The sequence below is a fragment of the Kitasatospora sp. NPDC101108 genome (assembly GCF_055584725.1).
In genome coordinates this window covers 648,678-664,772 of sequence record NZ_JBVJLM010000003.1, presented here as the reverse complement: position 1 = coordinate 664,772, position 16,095 = coordinate 648,678, and the positions used below count along the sequence as shown (strand labels likewise).

The window sequence follows — 16,095 nt, the reverse complement described above, 5'->3', positions numbered from 1 at the left end:
TGGTCGCCGTTGGCAGTCTGAAAATCACCCGTTACGCCCCCTTCCGCACCCACCCCCTCCACCGCCCCCTCCCGCAGCGCGTCCCTCTCGCCTGGGGTGGGTGGGGGGTGAGGGGTGGGAGTGGGCGCGCGGGGTGTTGCCCGCGCGCCCAGGGAGGGGGACGCGCCCAGGGATGGGGGGAAGGGGCGTGGGGCGCGGGGTCTTGCCCGCGTTGCCCACAGTGGGGGAGGGGTGTGGGGCGTTGGGGACGTGGGAGGGGCGGGGGATGGGGGTATGGGGGTTGGTATGGGTTTTGAGGAGATGTTCGTGCCGGCCACTGATGCCGGGCGGGATGGGTTGAGGGCGATTCTGGCGGGGCCGGGGGAGGCGGTGGTCGCGCTGGACTTCGATGGGACGTTGGCGCCGATCGTGGGGGATCCGGGGGCGGCGCGGGCGCATCCCGGGGTGGTGGGGGTGTTGCGGGGGTTGTCGGCGGTGGTGGGGGCCGTGGTGGTGGTGACCGGGCGGCCGGCGGGGGTCGCGGCGGAGTTCGGGGGGTTCGCGGGGGTGCCGGGGCTGGTGGTGTTGGGGCACTACGGGGCCGAGCGGTGGGAGGGGGGTGTGGTGACGGCGCCGGAGGTGCATCCGGGGGTGGCGGGGGTGCGGGTGGCGTTGCCGGGGGTGTTGGAGCGGGTGGGGGCGCCCGAGGGGACGTGGGTGGAGGACAAGGGGCGCTCGGTGGCGGTGCACACCCGGCGGACGGCGGCGCCGGAGGAGGCGTTGGAGCTGTTGCGGGCTCCGGTGGGGGAGCTGGCCGCCGAGTACGGGTTGGTGGTGGAGCCCGGGCGGCTGGTGCTGGAGCTGCGGCCGCCGGGGGTGGACAAGGGGGCGGCGCTGACCGGGTTCCTGCGGGAGCGCGGGGCGCGGTCGGTGCTGTACGCGGGGGACGACCTGGGGGACGTGGCGGCCTTCGCGGCGGTGGAGAAGCTGCGCGGGCAGGGGCTGGCCGGGTTGCTGGTGTGTGCCGGGGCGGTGGGGGACGCGCCGGTGCGCGAGCTGGCCGACCGGGCGGATCTGGTGGTCGACGGGCCCGAGGGTGTGGTGGAGCTGCTGGGTGCCCTGGGGGAGGCGGTCAGAGGGCGTTGAGCTGGTCGAGGAACCACTGCTGCGGGGGGAGCGCGGTGGCCGCCGCGGCGAGGCGCTTGGTGCGGTCGGCGCGTTCCTCCGGGCTCATGGCGAGTCCGGTGTGCAGGGCCTCGGCGGTGGCGACGACGTCGTAGGGGTTGACGGTGAGGGCGTCCTCCCCCAGTTCGGCATGGGCGCCGGCCTCGCGGGAGAGCACCAGGGCGCAGCCGTGGTCGGAGACCACGGGGACCTCCTTGGCGACCAGGTTCATGCCGTCCCGGATCGGGTTGACGAGTGCCACGTCGGCCATGCGGTAGGCGGCCAGGGAGCGCGGGAAGTCGTCGTTGACGTGCAGCATCAGGGGCTGCCAGGTGGGGGTGGCGAACTCGGCGTTGATCTCGTCGGCGAGGCGCCGGACCGCGGCGGTGTAGTCGCGGTACTCGGCGAGGTCGGTGCGGGAGGGGTAGGCGAAGGCGATGTGGACCACCCGGTCCCGCCATTCGGGGTGGGTGCGGAGCAGGTGCCGGTAGGCCTGGAGGCCGCGGACGATGTTCTTGCTCAGCTCGGTGCGGTCGACCCGGACGATGGTGCGGCGGTCGCCGACGGCGGTGCGGAGGGCCGCGAGGCGTTCGTCGACGTCGGGGCGGCGGGCGCGTTCGCGGAGGAAGTCGGCGTCGGCGCCGAGGGCGTGGACGCCCAGCTGGGTGGTGCGGCCGATGGGGGTCCCCCCGGCCGAAGGCTGGGGGAGGGTGACGGTGAGCCGCTCGTGGTCGACGGTCGCCCCGAGGAGGTCCTCGCAGCAGGCGGCGAAGGCGCGGGCCCAGCGTTCGGTGAGGAAGCCGGCCCGGTCGGCGCCGAGGATGCCGGTGAGGACGGCCCGGGCGACGTCGTCGGGGAGCAGCCGGTAGTACTCGGGCGGGGCCCACGGGGTGTGGGAGAAGTGGCCGATCCGCAGGTCGGGGCGGGCTGCGCGGAGCAGGGACGGGGCCAGGGAGAGGTGGTAGTCCTGGACCAGGACCGCGGCGTTCGGGGCGGCTTCGGCGGCCAGGGCGTCCGCGAAGGCGGTGTTGTACGCCTCGTAGGCGGCCCATTCGGTGCGGAAGTCGGCGCCGAAGGAGGGCGCGGTGGGGGTCGCGTAGAGCAGGTGGTGGACGAACCACAGGGTGGAGTTGGCGACGCCGTTGTAGGCGTGGGCGAAGGTCTGCGGGTCGATGTCCAGCATGCGTACGGCCTGGCCCCCGACGTCGTGCCCGGCGAGGTCGAGGCGGCCGTCGGGGGCCTCTCCCGCGGCTCGGCGGTCGGCTTCACTGAGAGCCGCGCAGACCCAGACGGCGTCGGGGTCGTCGATCGCGGAGAGGCCTGAGACCAGCCCTCCGCCGCCTCGGCGCAGGGTCAGCGTGCCGTCGTCGGCGGTGCTGAAGGACACCGGTCCCCGGTTGGAGGCCACCAGGACGGGGGCGGTGCCGGTCGCACTCGAACGTTCGGTCGTGAGATCGCCCATGGTTGGGATGTTGCCGGGGGTCCGGGGTGGCAAACGTTTCAGTGCCGGGTGGCGTATTCGGGGACGGTGTGCATCGGGGGGCGCTCCAGGGCCGTCACGGGGTGGGTGTGGGCGGTGAAGGAGCGGGTCTCCGGGTCGCGGGTGAACTGGGTGAGGTGGGGGTGGACGAGGTCGGCGGAGGCCTTGAGGCGGTGGGTGCGGTCGAGGCGTTCCAGGGCGGTGCGGTAGATGGTGGCGGCCATCCGGCCGAGGGCCTGGCCGTCCTGGTGGCGGTGGTGCCGGACGCCGACGTCGACCTGGGCCAGGGCGTCCAGTCCGGCCAGTTCCAGTGCGTCGACCAGCAGGCCGAGTTCGACGCCGTAGCCGGTGGGGAAGGGCAGGCGTTCGAGCAGTGAGCGGCGGGCGGCGTACTCGCCGCCGAGGGGCTGGACGAAACCGGCGAGTTCCGGCCAGTGGAGGTTGAGCAGGGGGCGGGCGACGAGTTCGGTGACCCGGCCGCCGCCGGTGGGGACGATCGCGGCGGATTCCCCGGTGGCGGAGCCGCTCATCGTCACTTCCAGGGGGCGGTCGTACATGGCCTTGACCAGCTGGAGCCCCTCGTCGGTCAGCAGCGGGCCGATGATGCCGGAGACGAAGGCCGGGTCGAACTCGCGCAGGTCGGCGTCGATGAAGCAGACGATGTCGCCGTGGGTGACCAGGAGGGAGCGCCAGAGCACCTCGCCCTTGCCGGGGGCGGCGGGCAGCCGGGGGAGGATCGCGTCGCGGTGCTCCACCCGGGCGCCGGCCGCGGCGGCGACGGCGGCGGTGTCGTCGGTGGAACCGGAGTCGACCACGACGAGTTCGTCGACGAGCGGGATCCGCTCGATCAGCTCGCGGCGGACGGTGCGGACGATGTCGCCGACGGTGGCCTCCTCGTCGAGCGCGGGGAGGACGACGCTGACGGTGCGGCCGGTGCGCCGCTTGGCCTCCAGCAGGGTGTGCACCGGCCGGTCGGCCGCGCTCCACGAGCGGCGGCGGAGCCAGGACGCCGCCTGCGGGAGGAGTGCGGGGGACGGTTCGGCGGGCACGGTGACTCTCCTCGGCGGACTGGGTGGAACGGGCCATCTCGCTTGGCGGACGGACCCTTTCGGGGCGGATGCCTTCGGATACAGTCTTCGTACAGCGGTCGGACCTCTGCACGCCGGGGTCGCCGCTGAACCATAACTTCACATGCTCATCCAGAGGGACTGAGGGAACGGCCCGTTGACGTCCCGGCAACCTTCTCGCTCGGCTGTCGTCGACAGGCCCCGGCGGGACAGGTGCCAATTCCGGCCCGTGGCGCGACCGTGCCACGGGGAAGATGAGGAGAGAGGCCTCCGCCATCATGGCTATCGACACCGCCGCACCTGTTTCCGTCGACCTCGGCCCCGCCGCCGCGCTGTCCTGTCGGGAGTGCGGCACCCGCTTCCCGCTCGGCCCCAGCTTCGCCTGCCTGGAGTGCTTCGGGCCGCTGGAGATCGCGTACGAGTTCGGCAGCGAGGGCGCCGAGGAGCTGCGCAAGCGGATCGAGTCCGGCCCCGCGTCCATCTGGCGCTACGCGCCGCTGCTGCCGGTTCCGGCCGACGTGGCGTCGAAGCCCAATCTGAACCCCGGCTGGACCCCGCTGGTGAAGGCGGACAACCTGGGGCGGGAGCTCGGGTTCACCGCGCAGCTGCACGTGAAGGACGACTCCGGCAACCCGACCCACTCGTTCAAGGACCGGGTGGTGGCCTGCGCGATCGAGGCGGCCCGGGCGTTCGGGTACACCACGCTGTCCTGCTCCTCGACCGGCAACCTGGCCGGTGCGGTGGGTGCGGCGGCGGCCCGGGCCGGGTTCCGCTCGTGCGTTTTCATCCCGCACGACCTGGAGCAGGGCAAGGTCGTGATGGCGGGGGTGTACGGCGGCGAGCTGGTCGGCATCGAGGGCAACTACGACGACGTGAACCGCTTCTGCTCGGAGCTGATCGGGGACCCGGCCGGCGAGGGCTGGGGCTTCGTCAACGTCAACCTGCGGCCGTACTACGGCGAGGGCTCCAAGACGCTGGCGTACGAGATCTGCGAGCAGCTGGGCTGGCGGCTGCCGGAGCAGATCGTCATCCCGATCGCCTCGGGCTCGCAGCTGACGAAGATCGACAAGGGGCTGCAGGAGCTGATCAGGCTGGGCCTGGTGGAGGACCGGCCGTACCGGATCTTCGGCGCCCAGGCGGAGGGCTGCTCGCCGGTGTCGGCCGCGTTCAAGGCCGGCCGGGACGTGATCAAGCCGGTGAAGCCGGACACCATCGCCAAGTCGCTGGCGATCGGCAACCCGGCGGACGGCCCGTACGTGCTGGACATCGCCCGGCGGACCGGCGGGGCGGTCGAGGACGTCACGGACGCGGAGGTCGTGGCGGCGATCCGGCTGCTGGCCCGGACCGAGGGCATCTTCGCCGAGACCGCGGGCGGGGTGACCGTCGGCGTGCTGAAGAAGCTGGTCGAGACCGGCCGGCTGGACCCGGCCAAGGAGACCGTCGCGATCAACACCGGCGACGGCCTGAAGACGCTGGACGCCGTCTCCGAGGCCGGGATGACCACCGTCATCCGCCCGACGCTGGACTCCTTCCGCGCCGCCGGCCTCGCGTCCGCCTGAACCACCCCACCCCCGCTAGGAGAGCCATGAGCGCCAACGTCCGCATCCCCACCATCCTGCGCACCTACACCGGCGGCGCCGCCGAGGTGACCGCCGAGGGTGCCACCCTGGCCGAGGTCATCGCCGACCTGGAGCAGAACCACGCGGGAATCTCCGCCCGCATCCTGGACGACACCGGCAAGCTGCGCCGCTTCGTGAACGTGTACGTGAACGACGACGACGTGCGGTTCGCCGAGGGCCTGGCGACCGAGATCAAGGACGGCGCGAGCGTCTCGATCATTCCGGCGGTGGCCGGCGGCTGCTGAGCCGTTCCCGCCCCTTCCGGCCCGCTCCGCGGCCGCCCGCGCGTACGGAATTCCCCTCTCCGTACGCGCGGGCGGCCGCTTGCATTTCGGCGGGAATATTCCGGGTCCAGTCGGAGTAGAGTGTGGCTCGACTGGGAACAGGGCGTCCCTTCCCGGTTCGCGGGGCACTTCGCCCGAGGGCGTCCGGACGCTGGGACCGGCCCGTCAAACATGTCAGGCAGATGTCAGAATTCCTGCAGGCATTTGGGTAATTCGTCCGCTATGTCCGGCGCGGAATGCCGAGTTCCTCCCGATTTGTTCGGTGTTGTCTCTTGACGGGGCTGCGGAATTCCCGGCGGTTGACCCTGTTGCAGAGGGCGTCGATCCGGATACATTCAGCGGCGGTCGACGTAATCACCCGCTCACGGAAGCCGTCCGGTGTTCCCGTGCGGAGGATTGCGGCGTGCACGGCTGCGCCCAGGGGGGGTTCCCCGGGCCGGCCTCCAAACCAGACCCGGGCCCGCGACCTGCGGGACCGTGAAGGGCCAGCACAGCACTAGGGGAGTTCGGAATGGCTCAGGGCACCGTCAAGTGGTTCAACGCGGAGAAGGGCTACGGCTTCATCGCGGTCGACGGTGGTGCGGACGTCTTCGTCCACTACAGCGCGATCCAGATGGACGGCTACCGCACCCTCGAGGAGGGCCAGCGGGTCGAGTTCGAGATCTCCCAGGGACAGAAGGGCCCGCAGGCGGACATGGTCCGCGCGGCGGTCTGACCCCTTCCGAATCAGGAGCTCGGCGCGGCCCTCGGCTGGTGACCACTCGCTTCTCGACGGGCCCGTACGACACGCGTCGTACGGGCCCGTTCGCGTTCCCGCGGGAGTTCGCGCCGGAGTCGGTGCGGGTCCGGAGGACGGCTCGCGGGTTGGCGATTGGGCTTGCACTCGACCACCCGGAGTGCTAATCATTGGCGTTAGCACTCACAGTGTGAGAGTGACAGCGGACCGGGTCGGTGAGGCCCCCGGGAGCGGCAGGGAATGGACCTCCGCGCACCAGGGCCGTCCGTCGCGGGCACCCCTTGGTCCGAGCAGTCGACCGTGTCCCGGAGGACCACTTCTGATGGCCAAGATCATCGCCTTTGATGAGGAAGCTCGCCGCGGCCTTGAGCGTGGCATGAACCAGCTCGCCGACGCAGTGAAGGTCACGCTCGGCCCCAAGGGTCGCAACGTCGTGCTGGAGAAGAAGTGGGGCGCCCCCACGATCACCAACGACGGTGTCTCCATCGCCAAGGAGATCGAGCTCGAGGACCCGTACGAGAAGATCGGCGCGGAGCTCGTCAAGGAGGTCGCCAAGAAGACGGACGACGTCGCGGGTGACGGCACCACCACCGCCACCGTGCTCGCCCAGGCCCTGGTTCGCGAGGGTCTGCGCAACGTCGCCGCCGGCGCCAACCCGATGGCCCTGAAGCGCGGCATCGAGAAGGCCGTCGCCGCCGTCTCCGACCAGCTGCTGGCCCAGGCCAAGGACGTGGAGACCAAGGAGCAGATCGCCTCCACCGCCTCCATCTCCGCCGCCGACACCCAGATCGGCGAGCTGATCGCCGAGGCCATGGACAAGGTCGGCAAGGAAGGCGTCATCACCGTCGAGGAGAGCAACACCTTCGGCCTGGAGCTTGAGCTCACCGAGGGCATGCGCTTCGACAAGGGCTACATCTCCGCCTACTTCGCCACCGACCTGGAGCGCATGGAGGCGACCTTCGAGGACCCGTACATCCTCATCGCCAACTCCAAGATCGGCTCGGTCAAGGACCTGCTCCCGCTGCTGGAGAAGGTCATGCAGAGCGGCAAGCCGCTCGTCATCATCGCCGAGGACGTCGAGGGCGAGGCCCTGTCGACCCTGGTCGTCAACAAGATCCGCGGCACCTTCAAGTCCGTCGCCGTCAAGGCCCCGGGCTTCGGCGACCGCCGCAAGGCCATGCTCGGCGACATCGCCATCCTCACCGGTGGCACGGTCATCTCCGAGGAGGTCGGCCTCAAGCTGGAGAACGCCGGCATCGACCTGCTGGGCACCGCCCGCAAGGTGGTCATCACCAAGGACGAGACCACCATCGTCGACGGTGGCGGCGACAGCGAGCAGGTCGCGGGCCGCGTGAACCAGATCCGCGCCGAGATCGAGAACAGCGACTCGGACTACGACCGCGAGAAGCTCCAGGAGCGCCTCGCCAAGCTGGCCGGCGGCGTGGCCGTCATCAAGGCCGGCGCGGCCACCGAGGTGGAGCTCAAGGAGCGCAAGCACCGCATCGAGGACGCCGTCCGCAACGCCAAGGCCGCCGTCGAGGAGGGCATCGTCGCCGGTGGTGGCGTCGCCCTGCTGCAGGCCGGTGTCGCCTTCGACAAGCTGGAGCTGGACGGCGACGAGGCCACCGGTGCCAACATCGTCAAGGTCGCGCTGGAGGCCCCGATCAAGCAGATCGCGACCAACGCCGGCCTGGAGGGTGGCGTCGTGGTGGAGAAGGTTCGCAACCTCCCCGCCGGTCACGGCCTGAACGCCGCCACCAACGAGTACGTCGACCTGGTCGCCGAGGGCATCATCGACCCGGCCAAGGTCACCCGCTCCGCGCTGCAGAACGCCGCCTCCATCGCGGCGCTGTTCCTCACCACCGAGGCCGTCATCGCCGACAAGCCGGAGAAGGCCGCCGCGGCCGCCGGCGGCGGCATGCCGGGCGGTGACATGGACTTCTGATCCTGATCGTTCCGATCGGGTCGGTTGACTCCTCGTCCGCGTGGGCGGCTCCCTTCGGGGGGCCGCCCACGCGGCGTTTCCGGGCCGCGGGGGTTTCACGAGAGGATGGGCGGATGGCTTCCGACGACATCGAGACCGCCCTGCACAACGCGCGGGCACTGATCCTGGCCGACCTCACCGCGCGGGACGTGGCGGACGCCGCCGTCGTCTCGCTGGTCGAGCAGGCCGTCACCCACCGCCGCTGGTGGCTGGAGCAGTGGCCGGACGGCACCGAGTACGTGCTCGGGCTGGTCGCCCAGGACGTCCAGGACGCGCTGCTGGAGGCGTACGGCCGCTGGCCGCTGTGCACCGCCTGCGCGGCCGACGGGGACCCGCACGCGCTGGGCGTGGAGCCCGAGTTGGGGCCGGAGCCGCACTGGGTGTGCGGCAAGCAGGGCGTGGTGGTGGCGCCGGTGGGGGAGCTCCGCTAGCCAGGGCCTGTCCGGCGGGTCCTGCCGGACCTAGAGGGTTCCGAGTTCGGCCGTCAGGTTGGTGCGGGCGGCCGCAGTGAAGCGCTCGCGGGCGGCGGGGGTGCGGTAGAGCGCGGGCAGGGCCAGGAGCCGGCGCAGGACGGCGCCCCGGCCCGCACGGAAGTCCGGCTCCGGGACGAAGGCGTACTCCTCGCGGACGGCGGCCGCGTAGGCCGCGTACGCCTCGGGGGTGCCGCCGAGGACGGCGAGGTCCGCGTCGCAGAGCACCTCGCCGTCGCGGTCGCCGGGGGCCGGGTCGTGGGTGACGGTGAGCAGTACGAGCCGCTCGACCTCGGCGACGCGTTCGGCGGGCAGTCCGGCGGCGGTCAGCGCGCGGACGGCCAGGGCGGCGCTGCGCTCCTCGTTCTCGGTGCGGTCGGGGCGGTAGACGGCGTCGTGGAACCAGGCGGCGAGCCGGACGGCGTCCGGGTCCACGGCCTGGTCGGCGAGGTCGTCGATGTGCCGGAGTACCGCTCGCAGGTGCTCGGCGGTGTGGTAGCGCCGCTGGGGCTCGGACCAGCGGCGCAGCAGCTCCTGTCCGTACGGTTCGGGGTCGTCGGTGGCGCCGCAGCGGTTGAGCAGGGCGGTCCAGGCGGTGAGCAGGTCCTCGGTCGGCATGGGCACATTCTGTCGGGTCGTTCCGGTGGACGGGATGTGCCGGTCGGCGATATATGTAGTCACATGACAGAACGCTCCATGCAGGAGCCCACGCTGCTTCTGCTCACCGCGCTGGCCGATGCCCCGAGACACGGCTACGCGCTCATCCAGGAGATCGCCGCGATCTCCGACGGCCGGGTCAAGATGCGCACCGGCACGCTCTACGGGGCGCTCGACCGGCTGCTGGGCCAGGGCCTGATCGAGGTCGCCGCCGAGGAGGTGGTGGACGGCCGCGCCCGGCGCACCTACGCGCTGACCGACGCCGGTCGGGGCGCCCTGGCCACCGAGGCCGAGCGGCTGCGGGCCGTGGCCGCGGAGGCCGAGCGGCGGCTGTCCGTCGCCGTTGCCAACCCGAGGGTCAGGGGGGCCTTCGCATGAGTGATGCGACCGTTTTCGCCGTACGGACGGCGCTGGCGCTGTACCCGGGGCGCTACCGCCGCGAACGTGGGGACGAGCTGGCCTTGGTCTTCGCTGACACGACCGCCGGGGCCGGGCCGATGGCCAAGTTCCGGGAGCTGCTCGACCTGGGCGCGTACGGCCTGCGGATGCGGACCGGGCTGACCTCCACCTCCGCCGGCGGGCGGCTGACGGCGCTGGCCGCTCCGCTGGTGGCCGGGGCCGCCGGAGGTCTGGCGGCGGGCGGGGCGCTGCTGAGCTACCTGGCGTCCGGCGTGCCGCACGGGGGGTGGGGGCTGCTGCTCTTCCTGCCCCACTGGGCGCTGCTGGGTGCGGCGATGCTCTCCGCCGTCGCGGCGCTGCTCGGACGGTGGACGGTGGCGAAGGTGCTGGCCGGGGTGTCGGCGCTGGCCGCGGTGGTGGAACTCGTTTGGGTGGCGACCCGTCCGGAGGTCACCCAGCCGCTGTGGGTGTTCCTGGAATCCTTCCAGTGGGACGGGCCGTTCGTGCTCTGGGCCCTGGTGCTGCTGGCCGCGCCCAAGGAGGCGCTGCCGGTGCCGAGCTGGCGGGAGCGCGGCCTGCTGCTGGCTGCGGCGGCGCTGACCCCGGTGGTGGCGTTCGCGGACAACGTCTACACGAGCTGGTACCACCTGGACCCGCAGTGGCGGGCGCTGATGATCGTCGTCCCGCTGCTGATGGCCTTGGCGGTGGTGCGCGGCTGGTACCTGGTGGCGGTTCCGGGGCTCGCGGCGCTGCCGTGGACGTTCAGCGTCAACCTGCACGCGCTCTGGCAGCAGGAGGGCGGGGCCTGGAAGCTGCTGCCGATGGCCGGGCTCACGGTCGTGGCGGCGGTGGCGCTGGTGCTGGTCGGTCGCCGCCGGGGTCCGGCCGGGCCGGGTGGGCGGCAGCCGGCCTGAGGCCGGAGCGGGGTGCGGTCTCGCCGGGGGCGGTCGCATGTGGCAGGCTGTCTCATATGTCTAGACCAATTTTGGAAGTCATCGCGCTGACGCCCCAGGACGCCCAGGCTGCCGAGTCGGGCGGCGCCGACCGGCTCGAACTGGTCACCGACATGGCCGCCGACGGGCTCACCCCGTCCGTCGAGGACTTCGCCCGGATCCGGGCCGCCGTCGGCATCCCGCTGCGCGTCATGCTCCGGATCCGGGACGGCTTCGCCCCCGGCGACCTGGACGAGCTGTGCGCCCGGGCCGCCGCGCTGCGGGCCGAGGGGGCCGAGGAGTTCGTCCTCGGCTTCCTCGACGCCGAGGGCGCCGTCGACCTGGCCGCGACCACGACCGTGGCCGAGGCGATCGCCGGTTGCCGCTGGACCTTCCACCGGGCGATCGACCACGGCGCCGACCGCGCCGCCCTGCGCGCCGCCGTCGGCGCGCTGCCCGGACTGGACACCTTCCTCACCTCCGGTGCGGCCGCCGGGGTGGACGCCGGGCGCGAGGTGCTGGCCGCCGAACTGGCCCGTACGGGCGAGCCCGGCTACACCCAGCGCATCCTGATCGGCGGCGGTCTGCGGGCCGAGCACCTCAAGGAACTGCGGGCGGACGGCTTCGACGCCTTCCACGTCGGCGGCGCGGTGCGGGTCGACGGCTGGCACACGCCGGTCGACGCGGCCAGGGTCGCCGAGTGGCGGGCGCTGATCGACGCCTGAAGCCACGGAAGAGGGGCCGGTTCCTGCCGGCCCCTTTCCGCGCTACCGGAGCTGCTCGGGCAGCGGCTCGCCGTGCAGCACCGTCAGGCCGGAGACGGCGCGGGTGAGCGCGACGTACAGCCGGCGCAGGCCGGTCCGCTCGTCCGGCTCGCCGGCGATCACCGCGGCCGGCTCGTCCAGCACCACGTAGTCGTACTCCAGACCCTTGGCCAGCGAGGCCGGGACGAGGGTCAGCCGGGTCTCGCTGCTGGTCTCGGTGCCGGGGGAGAGGAACGGCAGCCCGGCCCCGGTGAGCAGCTCGGCGAGCCGCGGGATCCGGGCGTCGGCGGCGATCAGGCCGGTCGAGCCCTCGTTCTTCAGCGCCTCCCGGCAGGCGTCCAGGACGGCGTCCTCCCAGGCGGTGACCGGGCGGATCACCAGCGAGCCGGGGGCGTCGCGGACCGAGGTCGCCGGGGCCAGGCCGGGGGCGATCGCGGGCAGCAGCCGGGAGGCGTAGGCGATGACCTCCTCGGGCACCCGGAAGCCCTTGGTCAGCTCCTCCACGTGGGCGTCCGGCTTGCCCAGGTGGTGCAGGGCGTCCGGCCAACTCGCCGTCGCCCAGGGGGTGGTGCCCTGGGCGAGGTCGCCGAGGACGGTCGCCGAGCCGGTGGTGCAGCGGCGGCCGACCGCGCGGTACTGCATCGGGGAGAGGTCCTGGGCCTCGTCCAGCACCACGTGCCCGAGCGAGGGGGTGCGCTGCACCAGGTCCGTCGCCTCGTCCACCAGGACGGCGTCGGCCGGCGTCCAGCGGGCGGTCTTCACCGAGCGGCCGGGCTTGGGCCACAGCACGGCCCGCTGCTCCTCGGCGGTCAGCACGCCCTCGGCGCACTCGGCCAGGAACTCCGGCTCGGAGAGCAGCCGCAGCACCAGCTTGGCCGGGTCGACGGCCGGCCAGCACTCCTTGACCACGGCCTTGACCGCGCTGTTGCGGGCCACCGCGTCCTGCACCCGGTCGTCCGGGGCCTCGCCGCCCTGCTCCATTTTCAGCAGCACGGCGTGCGCGATGCGCTGCGGCAGGGCGTCCCGGGCTGCGCCGTAGCGGATGTCGCGGCCCTTCAACTCCTCGATGATCTCGACCAGTTCGTACACCGGCACGCGCCAGCGGCGGGAGCCGCGGACCACCACGCAGGGCTCGGTGGGCAGCGTGATGCCGGCCCGCACCGCGCGGCGCAGCACCTCGGCCATCCGGGCGTCGCCCTTCAGCCGGGCCGCCTCCGGGTCGTCTTCGCCCCGCACCTCGACGTGGGCGACCAGCTGCTGCACGGTGGCCTGGGCGACCTCCAGCTCGCCGAGGGCGGGCAGCACCTGCTCGATGTACGAGAGGAAGGCGTTGTTCGGGCCGATCACCAGGGTGCCGGTGCGGGCCAGGCGCTCGCGGTGCGCGTACAGCAGGTAGGCGACGCGGTGCAGGCCGACGGCGGTCTTCCCGGTGCCGGGCGCCCCCTGGACGCAGATGGTGCCCGTGATGTCGGAGCGGACGATCTCGTCCTGCTCGGGCTGGATGGTGGCGACGATGTCGCGCATCGGGCCGACACGGGGCTTCTCGATCTCGGCGGCGAGCAGGGCGGAGGCGGTGTCGGTCTCGGCCGGGTCGGTGAGGTGCTCGTCCTCGTAGGCGGTGAGCTCGCCGCCGGTGTAGCCGAAGCGGCGGCGTCGTTCGACGTCCATCGGCTCGGCGCGGCTGGCCCGGTAGAACGGCTGGGAGACCGGCGCGCGCCAGTCGATCACCATCGGGTCGCCGTCGGCGTCGTGGACGTGGCGGCGGCCGATGTAGAAGCTCTCCCCGCCGCCGCCCTCGCTCAGCTCTTCGCTGACCGCGTGAAGGTAGTCGAGGCGGCCGAAGAACAGCGGGGTGTCGGAGAGGTCGGCCAGGGCGGCGATCCTGGCCTCGATCTGGTTCTGGAGGATGACGGCGGACACCCAGGTGCCGGTCACGTTGCGCAGGTCGAGCGACTCGACGTCCTCGCGCATCGCTCGCAGCGCGGACCGGGACGCGGCCAGGTGGTCGCGTTCGCGCTGGAGGGGGTCGGTGGTGGGGGTGGCGGGCACAGCGAACCTTCCCGGCTGCCCCGGTCGCGGGCGCAGCGGATCGATGGAGCTCACGGTGGTGTACGGGCCGACCGGTTGCCGTGCGGTCGGCGCCTCCCCCGGCTGCCTGCGGGACACCGCCAGGTACCACGGTTCGGGAGGGGGCAGGCGGACGATCTTAGACCCGTCCGTCTCAGGGTTCCAGCCCCGCAGGTCTCGGGGCTCCCGTACACCGGGAGGAGGACGGCCGGCACGCCGGATGCGGCCTTTGGAGTGATGCCGTGGGCCGGCCGGGTGCCTACCGTTGAAGACATGAGCAGTCGAAACGAATCCCGCACCACCCCGGCCGGCGCGACCGCCGTCCAGGGCCGTCACCGCAACCCGCTGAGCACCGCCGTCCGCAACCTCGGCATCGCCCTGGACACCGCCGCGCGCGTGATCTTCCTCGGGCGCGACGGTGTCCGGTTCTGAGTCCCGTTACAGCACGTCGTCCGCGTCGATGATCCGGTACGCGTAGCCCTGCTCGGCCAGGAAGCGCTGGCGGTGGGCGGCGAAGTCCTGGTCCACGGTGTCCCGGGCGACGACCGAGTAGAAGTGCGCCGCGTGCCCGTCCGCCTTGGGGCGCAGGACGCGGCCGAGGCGCTGGGCCTCCTCCTGGCGGGAGCCGAAGGTCCCGGAGACCTGGATGGCCACCGTCGCCTCGGGCAGGTCGATGGAGAAGTTCGCGACCTTGGAGACCACCAGGACGCTGATCTCCTTGTTCCGGAACGCGTCGAAGAGCTTCTCGCGCTGGGCGTTGCTGGTCTCGCCCTTGATCACCGGGGCGTCCAGGACCTCGCCGAGCTCGTCGAGCTGGTCGATGTACTGGCCGATGATCAGCGTCTGGTCCTTCTCGTGCTTCCTGACCAGCGCTTCCACCACCCGCCGCTTGGTCGCCGTGGTGGCGCAGAAGCGGTAGCGCTCCTCGGGCTCGGCGGTGGCGTAGGCGAGCCGCTCGGAGTCGGTCAGGGTGACCCGCACCTCGCAGCAGTCGGCGGGCGCGATGTAGCCCTGTGCCTCGATCTCCTTCCACGGGGCGTCGAAGCGCTTGGGGCCGATCAGGCTGAACACGTCGCCCTCACGGCCGTCCTCGCGCACCAGCGTGGCGGTCAGGCCGAGCCGGCGGCGGGCCTGGAGGTCGGCGGTGAACTTGAACACCGGCGCGGGCAGCAGGTGCACCTCGTCGTAGACCACCAGGCCCCAGTTGCGGGCGTCGAACAGCTCCAGGTGCGCGTACACGCCCTTCCGCTTGGTGGTCATCACCTGGTAGGTGGCGATGGTGACCGGGCGGATCTCCTTCTTCGTCCCGCTGTACTCGCCGATCTCGTCCTCGGTGAGCGAGGTGCGCTTGACCAGCTCGTGCTTCCACTGGCGGGCCGAGACGGTGTTGGTGACCAGGATCAGCGTGGTCGACTTGGCGTGCGCCATCGCGGCGGCGCCGACCAGCGTCTTGCCGGCGCCGCAGGGCAGCACGACCACGCCGGAGCCGCCGTGCCAGAAGCCCTCGACGGCCTGCGCCTGGTACGGGCGCAGCTGCCAGCCGTTCTCGTCCAGGTCGATCGGGTGCGCCTCGCCGTCCACGTACCCGGCGAAGTCCTCGGCGGGCCAGCCGAGTTTGAGCAGCACCTGCTTGATCTGCCCGCGCTCGGAGGGGTGCACCACCACGGTGTCCGGGTCCACCCGGGCGCCGACCAGCGGGACGATCTTCTTGGAGCGCAGCACCTCCTCCAGCACCGGGCGGTCGGTGGTGGTCAGCACCAGCCCGTGGGTGGGGTGCTTGGACAGCTGGAGCCGCCCGTACCGGCCCATGGTGTCCGCCACGTCCACCAGCAGCGCGTGCGGCACCGGGTAGCGCGAGTACGTCACCAGGGCGTCCACCACCTGCTCGGCGTCGTGCCCGGCGGCCCGCGCGTTCCACAGTCCGAGCGGCGTCACCCGGTACGTGTGGACGTGCTCGGGGGCCCGCTCCAGTTCGGCGAACGGCGCGATGGCGCGGCGGCAGTCGCCGGCCTTGGGGTGGTCGATCTCCAGGAGAAGAGTTTTGTCGCTCTGGACGATGAGCGGTCCGTCGTTCACGCGGGGGAGCCCTCCACTGGCTGACAGGCTGGATCGGCCGGCTGGTCCGGCGGTCCGGATTGGCGCAGACCCTCCAGTGTCGCTCATTCGGCGCGGTGCGCGGGAGGCCGCTGCGAGTGACCCCGGTCCGGGCTCGCTCGTTGAGCTGGTCATGAAGACCTCCAAGCGTGTTCTCACCGCCCTCGCCCTGATGGGCACGGCCCTCGCCGCCACGGCCTCGTCGGCCGGTTCCGCCCATGCCCTCGCGGGCATCGGGGAGGGGCCGGGCGGTCTGCTGGCGGCGCCCGGATTCCTGCTCGCGGACACCGTCACCGGCGGTTCGATGCCGGTCGGGCAGAGCCAGATCGGCAGCCTGGCGGACCAGGCGGTCAAGGACAAGATGAAGGAGGCCAGGGGGCACTGACGCCCGGTCATCCG

16 protein-coding genes and 1 riboswitch are annotated in these 16,095 nt (G+C 72.4%); of the genes, 11 read left to right on the top strand and 5 right to left on the bottom strand.

Features of this window, described 5'->3' with window-relative positions; translation table 11 throughout:
* Window positions 1-300 precede the first annotated feature (300 nt).
* Complete coding sequence (gene otsB / locus ACZ6Z8_RS11310; protein WP_465608465.1) at window positions 301-1,125, top strand: trehalose-phosphatase; 825 nt, start codon at window positions 301-303, stop codon at window positions 1,123-1,125.
* Here the strand turns inward: otsB and ACZ6Z8_RS11305 are convergent.
* Window positions 1,112-2,605: an alpha,alpha-trehalose-phosphate synthase (UDP-forming) gene (locus ACZ6Z8_RS11305; RefSeq protein ID WP_465608399.1), complete on the bottom strand. Its 1,494-nt coding sequence runs from the start codon at window positions 2,603-2,605 to the stop codon at window positions 1,112-1,114. The two genes, otsB and ACZ6Z8_RS11305, sit on opposite strands and share 14 nt — an antisense overlap.
* 38 nt (window positions 2,606-2,643) lie before the next feature.
* Window positions 2,644-3,672 carry a glucosyl-3-phosphoglycerate synthase gene (locus ACZ6Z8_RS11300; RefSeq protein WP_465608397.1) on the bottom strand — a complete coding sequence of 343 codons (1,029 nt, stop codon included), beginning with the start codon at window positions 3,670-3,672 and terminating at the stop codon, window positions 2,644-2,646.
* 143 nt (window positions 3,673-3,815) lie between these two features.
* A riboswitch (SAM riboswitch) is annotated at window positions 3,816-3,951 on the top strand.
* Window positions 3,952-3,968: 17 nt separating this feature from the next.
* On the opposite strand from ACZ6Z8_RS11300, the gene thrC reads away from it, so the two are divergent.
* The 5 genes from thrC to ACZ6Z8_RS11275 all read left to right on the top strand — a co-directional run bounded on the left by thrC (window position 3,969) and on the right by ACZ6Z8_RS11275 (window position 8,744).
* The gene (gene thrC / locus ACZ6Z8_RS11295) at window positions 3,969-5,249 is read left to right on the top strand and encodes a threonine synthase (RefSeq protein ID WP_465608395.1); all 1,281 of its coding nucleotides are present in this window, start codon (window positions 3,969-3,971) and stop codon (window positions 5,247-5,249) included.
* Between the two features lie 26 nt (window positions 5,250-5,275).
* Entirely contained in the window at window positions 5,276-5,554 is a 279-nt protein-coding gene (locus ACZ6Z8_RS11290; protein WP_465608393.1) for a ubiquitin-like small modifier protein 1, read from the top strand.
* Between the two features lie 550 nt (window positions 5,555-6,104).
* A complete protein-coding gene (locus tag ACZ6Z8_RS11285) occupies window positions 6,105-6,308 on the top strand; it encodes a cold-shock protein (RefSeq protein ID WP_030289665.1) in 204 nt (67 codons plus the stop codon).
* A 343-nt stretch (window positions 6,309-6,651) separates the two neighbouring features.
* Complete coding sequence (gene groL / locus ACZ6Z8_RS11280; RefSeq protein ID WP_270144962.1) at window positions 6,652-8,274, top strand: chaperonin GroEL; 1,623 nt, start codon at window positions 6,652-6,654, stop codon at window positions 8,272-8,274.
* Between the two features lie 113 nt (window positions 8,275-8,387).
* Window positions 8,388-8,744: a hypothetical protein gene (locus ACZ6Z8_RS11275; RefSeq protein ID WP_402811454.1), complete on the top strand. Its 357-nt coding sequence runs from the start codon at window positions 8,388-8,390 to the stop codon at window positions 8,742-8,744.
* A 30-nt stretch (window positions 8,745-8,774) separates the two neighbouring features.
* On the opposite strand, the gene ACZ6Z8_RS11270 is transcribed toward ACZ6Z8_RS11275, so the two are convergent.
* A complete protein-coding gene (locus tag ACZ6Z8_RS11270; RefSeq protein WP_465608391.1) occupies window positions 8,775-9,401 on the bottom strand; it encodes an HD domain-containing protein in 627 nt (208 codons plus the stop codon).
* 63 nt (window positions 9,402-9,464) lie between these two features.
* Between ACZ6Z8_RS11270 and ACZ6Z8_RS11265 the strand changes: the two genes are divergently transcribed.
* The 3 genes from ACZ6Z8_RS11265 to ACZ6Z8_RS11255 are packed head-to-tail and all read left to right on the top strand — an operon-like array spanning window position 9,465 to window position 11,496.
* Window positions 9,465-9,818: a PadR family transcriptional regulator gene (locus tag ACZ6Z8_RS11265; protein WP_465608389.1), complete on the top strand. Its 354-nt coding sequence runs from the start codon at window positions 9,465-9,467 to the stop codon at window positions 9,816-9,818.
* Window positions 9,815-10,753, top strand: a complete 939-nt coding sequence (locus ACZ6Z8_RS11260) for a hypothetical protein (protein WP_465608387.1) — start codon at window positions 9,815-9,817, stop codon at window positions 10,751-10,753. The genes ACZ6Z8_RS11265 and ACZ6Z8_RS11260 overlap by 4 nt, the downstream gene beginning before the upstream one ends.
* A 56-nt stretch (window positions 10,754-10,809) precedes the next feature.
* The gene (locus ACZ6Z8_RS11255) at window positions 10,810-11,496 is read left to right on the top strand and encodes a copper homeostasis protein CutC (protein WP_465608385.1); all 687 of its coding nucleotides are present in this window, start codon (window positions 10,810-10,812) and stop codon (window positions 11,494-11,496) included.
* Window positions 11,497-11,538: 42 nt separating this feature from the next.
* Here ACZ6Z8_RS11255 and ACZ6Z8_RS11250 read toward each other — a convergent pair whose 3' ends face one another.
* The gene (locus ACZ6Z8_RS11250; RefSeq protein WP_465608383.1) at window positions 11,539-13,584 is read right to left on the bottom strand and encodes a HelD family protein; all 2,046 of its coding nucleotides are present in this window, start codon (window positions 13,582-13,584) and stop codon (window positions 11,539-11,541) included.
* A gap of 291 nt (window positions 13,585-13,875) precedes the next feature.
* Here ACZ6Z8_RS11250 and ACZ6Z8_RS11245 point away from each other — a divergent pair, with 291 nt between their 5' ends.
* Window positions 13,876-14,034: a hypothetical protein gene (locus ACZ6Z8_RS11245; RefSeq protein ID WP_465608382.1), complete on the top strand. Its 159-nt coding sequence runs from the start codon at window positions 13,876-13,878 to the stop codon at window positions 14,032-14,034.
* Between the two features lie 6 nt (window positions 14,035-14,040).
* Here ACZ6Z8_RS11245 and ACZ6Z8_RS11240 read toward each other — a convergent pair whose 3' ends face one another.
* Window positions 14,041-15,678: a DNA repair helicase XPB gene (locus ACZ6Z8_RS11240; RefSeq protein ID WP_465608380.1), complete on the bottom strand. Its 1,638-nt coding sequence runs from the start codon at window positions 15,676-15,678 to the stop codon at window positions 14,041-14,043.
* A 151-nt stretch (window positions 15,679-15,829) separates the two neighbouring features.
* Here ACZ6Z8_RS11240 and ACZ6Z8_RS11235 point away from each other — a divergent pair, with 151 nt between their 5' ends.
* Window positions 15,830-16,081: a hypothetical protein gene (locus ACZ6Z8_RS11235; protein ID WP_465608378.1), complete on the top strand. Its 252-nt coding sequence runs from the start codon at window positions 15,830-15,832 to the stop codon at window positions 16,079-16,081.
* The last annotated feature ends 14 nt before the right edge of the window (window positions 16,082-16,095 follow it).

Coding starts and splice junctions, on each gene's coding strand:
- ACZ6Z8_RS11285 (WP_030289665.1), top strand. CDS start 6,105: ATGGCTCAGGGCACCGTCAAGTGGTTCAACGCGGAGAAGGGCTACGGC.
- thrC (WP_465608395.1), top strand. CDS start 3,969: ATGGCTATCGACACCGCCGCACCTGTTTCCGTCGACCTCGGCCCCGCC.
- ACZ6Z8_RS11260 (WP_465608387.1), top strand. CDS start 9,815: ATGAGTGATGCGACCGTTTTCGCCGTACGGACGGCGCTGGCGCTGTAC.
- ACZ6Z8_RS11270 (WP_465608391.1), bottom strand. CDS start 9,401: ATGCCGACCGAGGACCTGCTCACCGCCTGGACCGCCCTGCTCAACCGC.
- ACZ6Z8_RS11245 (WP_465608382.1), top strand. CDS start 13,876: ATGAGCAGTCGAAACGAATCCCGCACCACCCCGGCCGGCGCGACCGCC.
- ACZ6Z8_RS11275 (WP_402811454.1), top strand. CDS start 8,388: ATGGCTTCCGACGACATCGAGACCGCCCTGCACAACGCGCGGGCACTG.
- ACZ6Z8_RS11290 (WP_465608393.1), top strand. CDS start 5,276: ATGAGCGCCAACGTCCGCATCCCCACCATCCTGCGCACCTACACCGGC.
- otsB (WP_465608465.1), top strand. CDS start 301: ATGTTCGTGCCGGCCACTGATGCCGGGCGGGATGGGTTGAGGGCGATT.
- ACZ6Z8_RS11255 (WP_465608385.1), top strand. CDS start 10,810: ATGTCTAGACCAATTTTGGAAGTCATCGCGCTGACGCCCCAGGACGCC.
- ACZ6Z8_RS11235 (WP_465608378.1), top strand. CDS start 15,830: ATGAAGACCTCCAAGCGTGTTCTCACCGCCCTCGCCCTGATGGGCACG.
- ACZ6Z8_RS11305 (WP_465608399.1), bottom strand. CDS start 2,605: ATGGGCGATCTCACGACCGAACGTTCGAGTGCGACCGGCACCGCCCCC.
- groL (WP_270144962.1), top strand. CDS start 6,652: ATGGCCAAGATCATCGCCTTTGATGAGGAAGCTCGCCGCGGCCTTGAG.
- ACZ6Z8_RS11265 (WP_465608389.1), top strand. CDS start 9,465: ATGACAGAACGCTCCATGCAGGAGCCCACGCTGCTTCTGCTCACCGCG.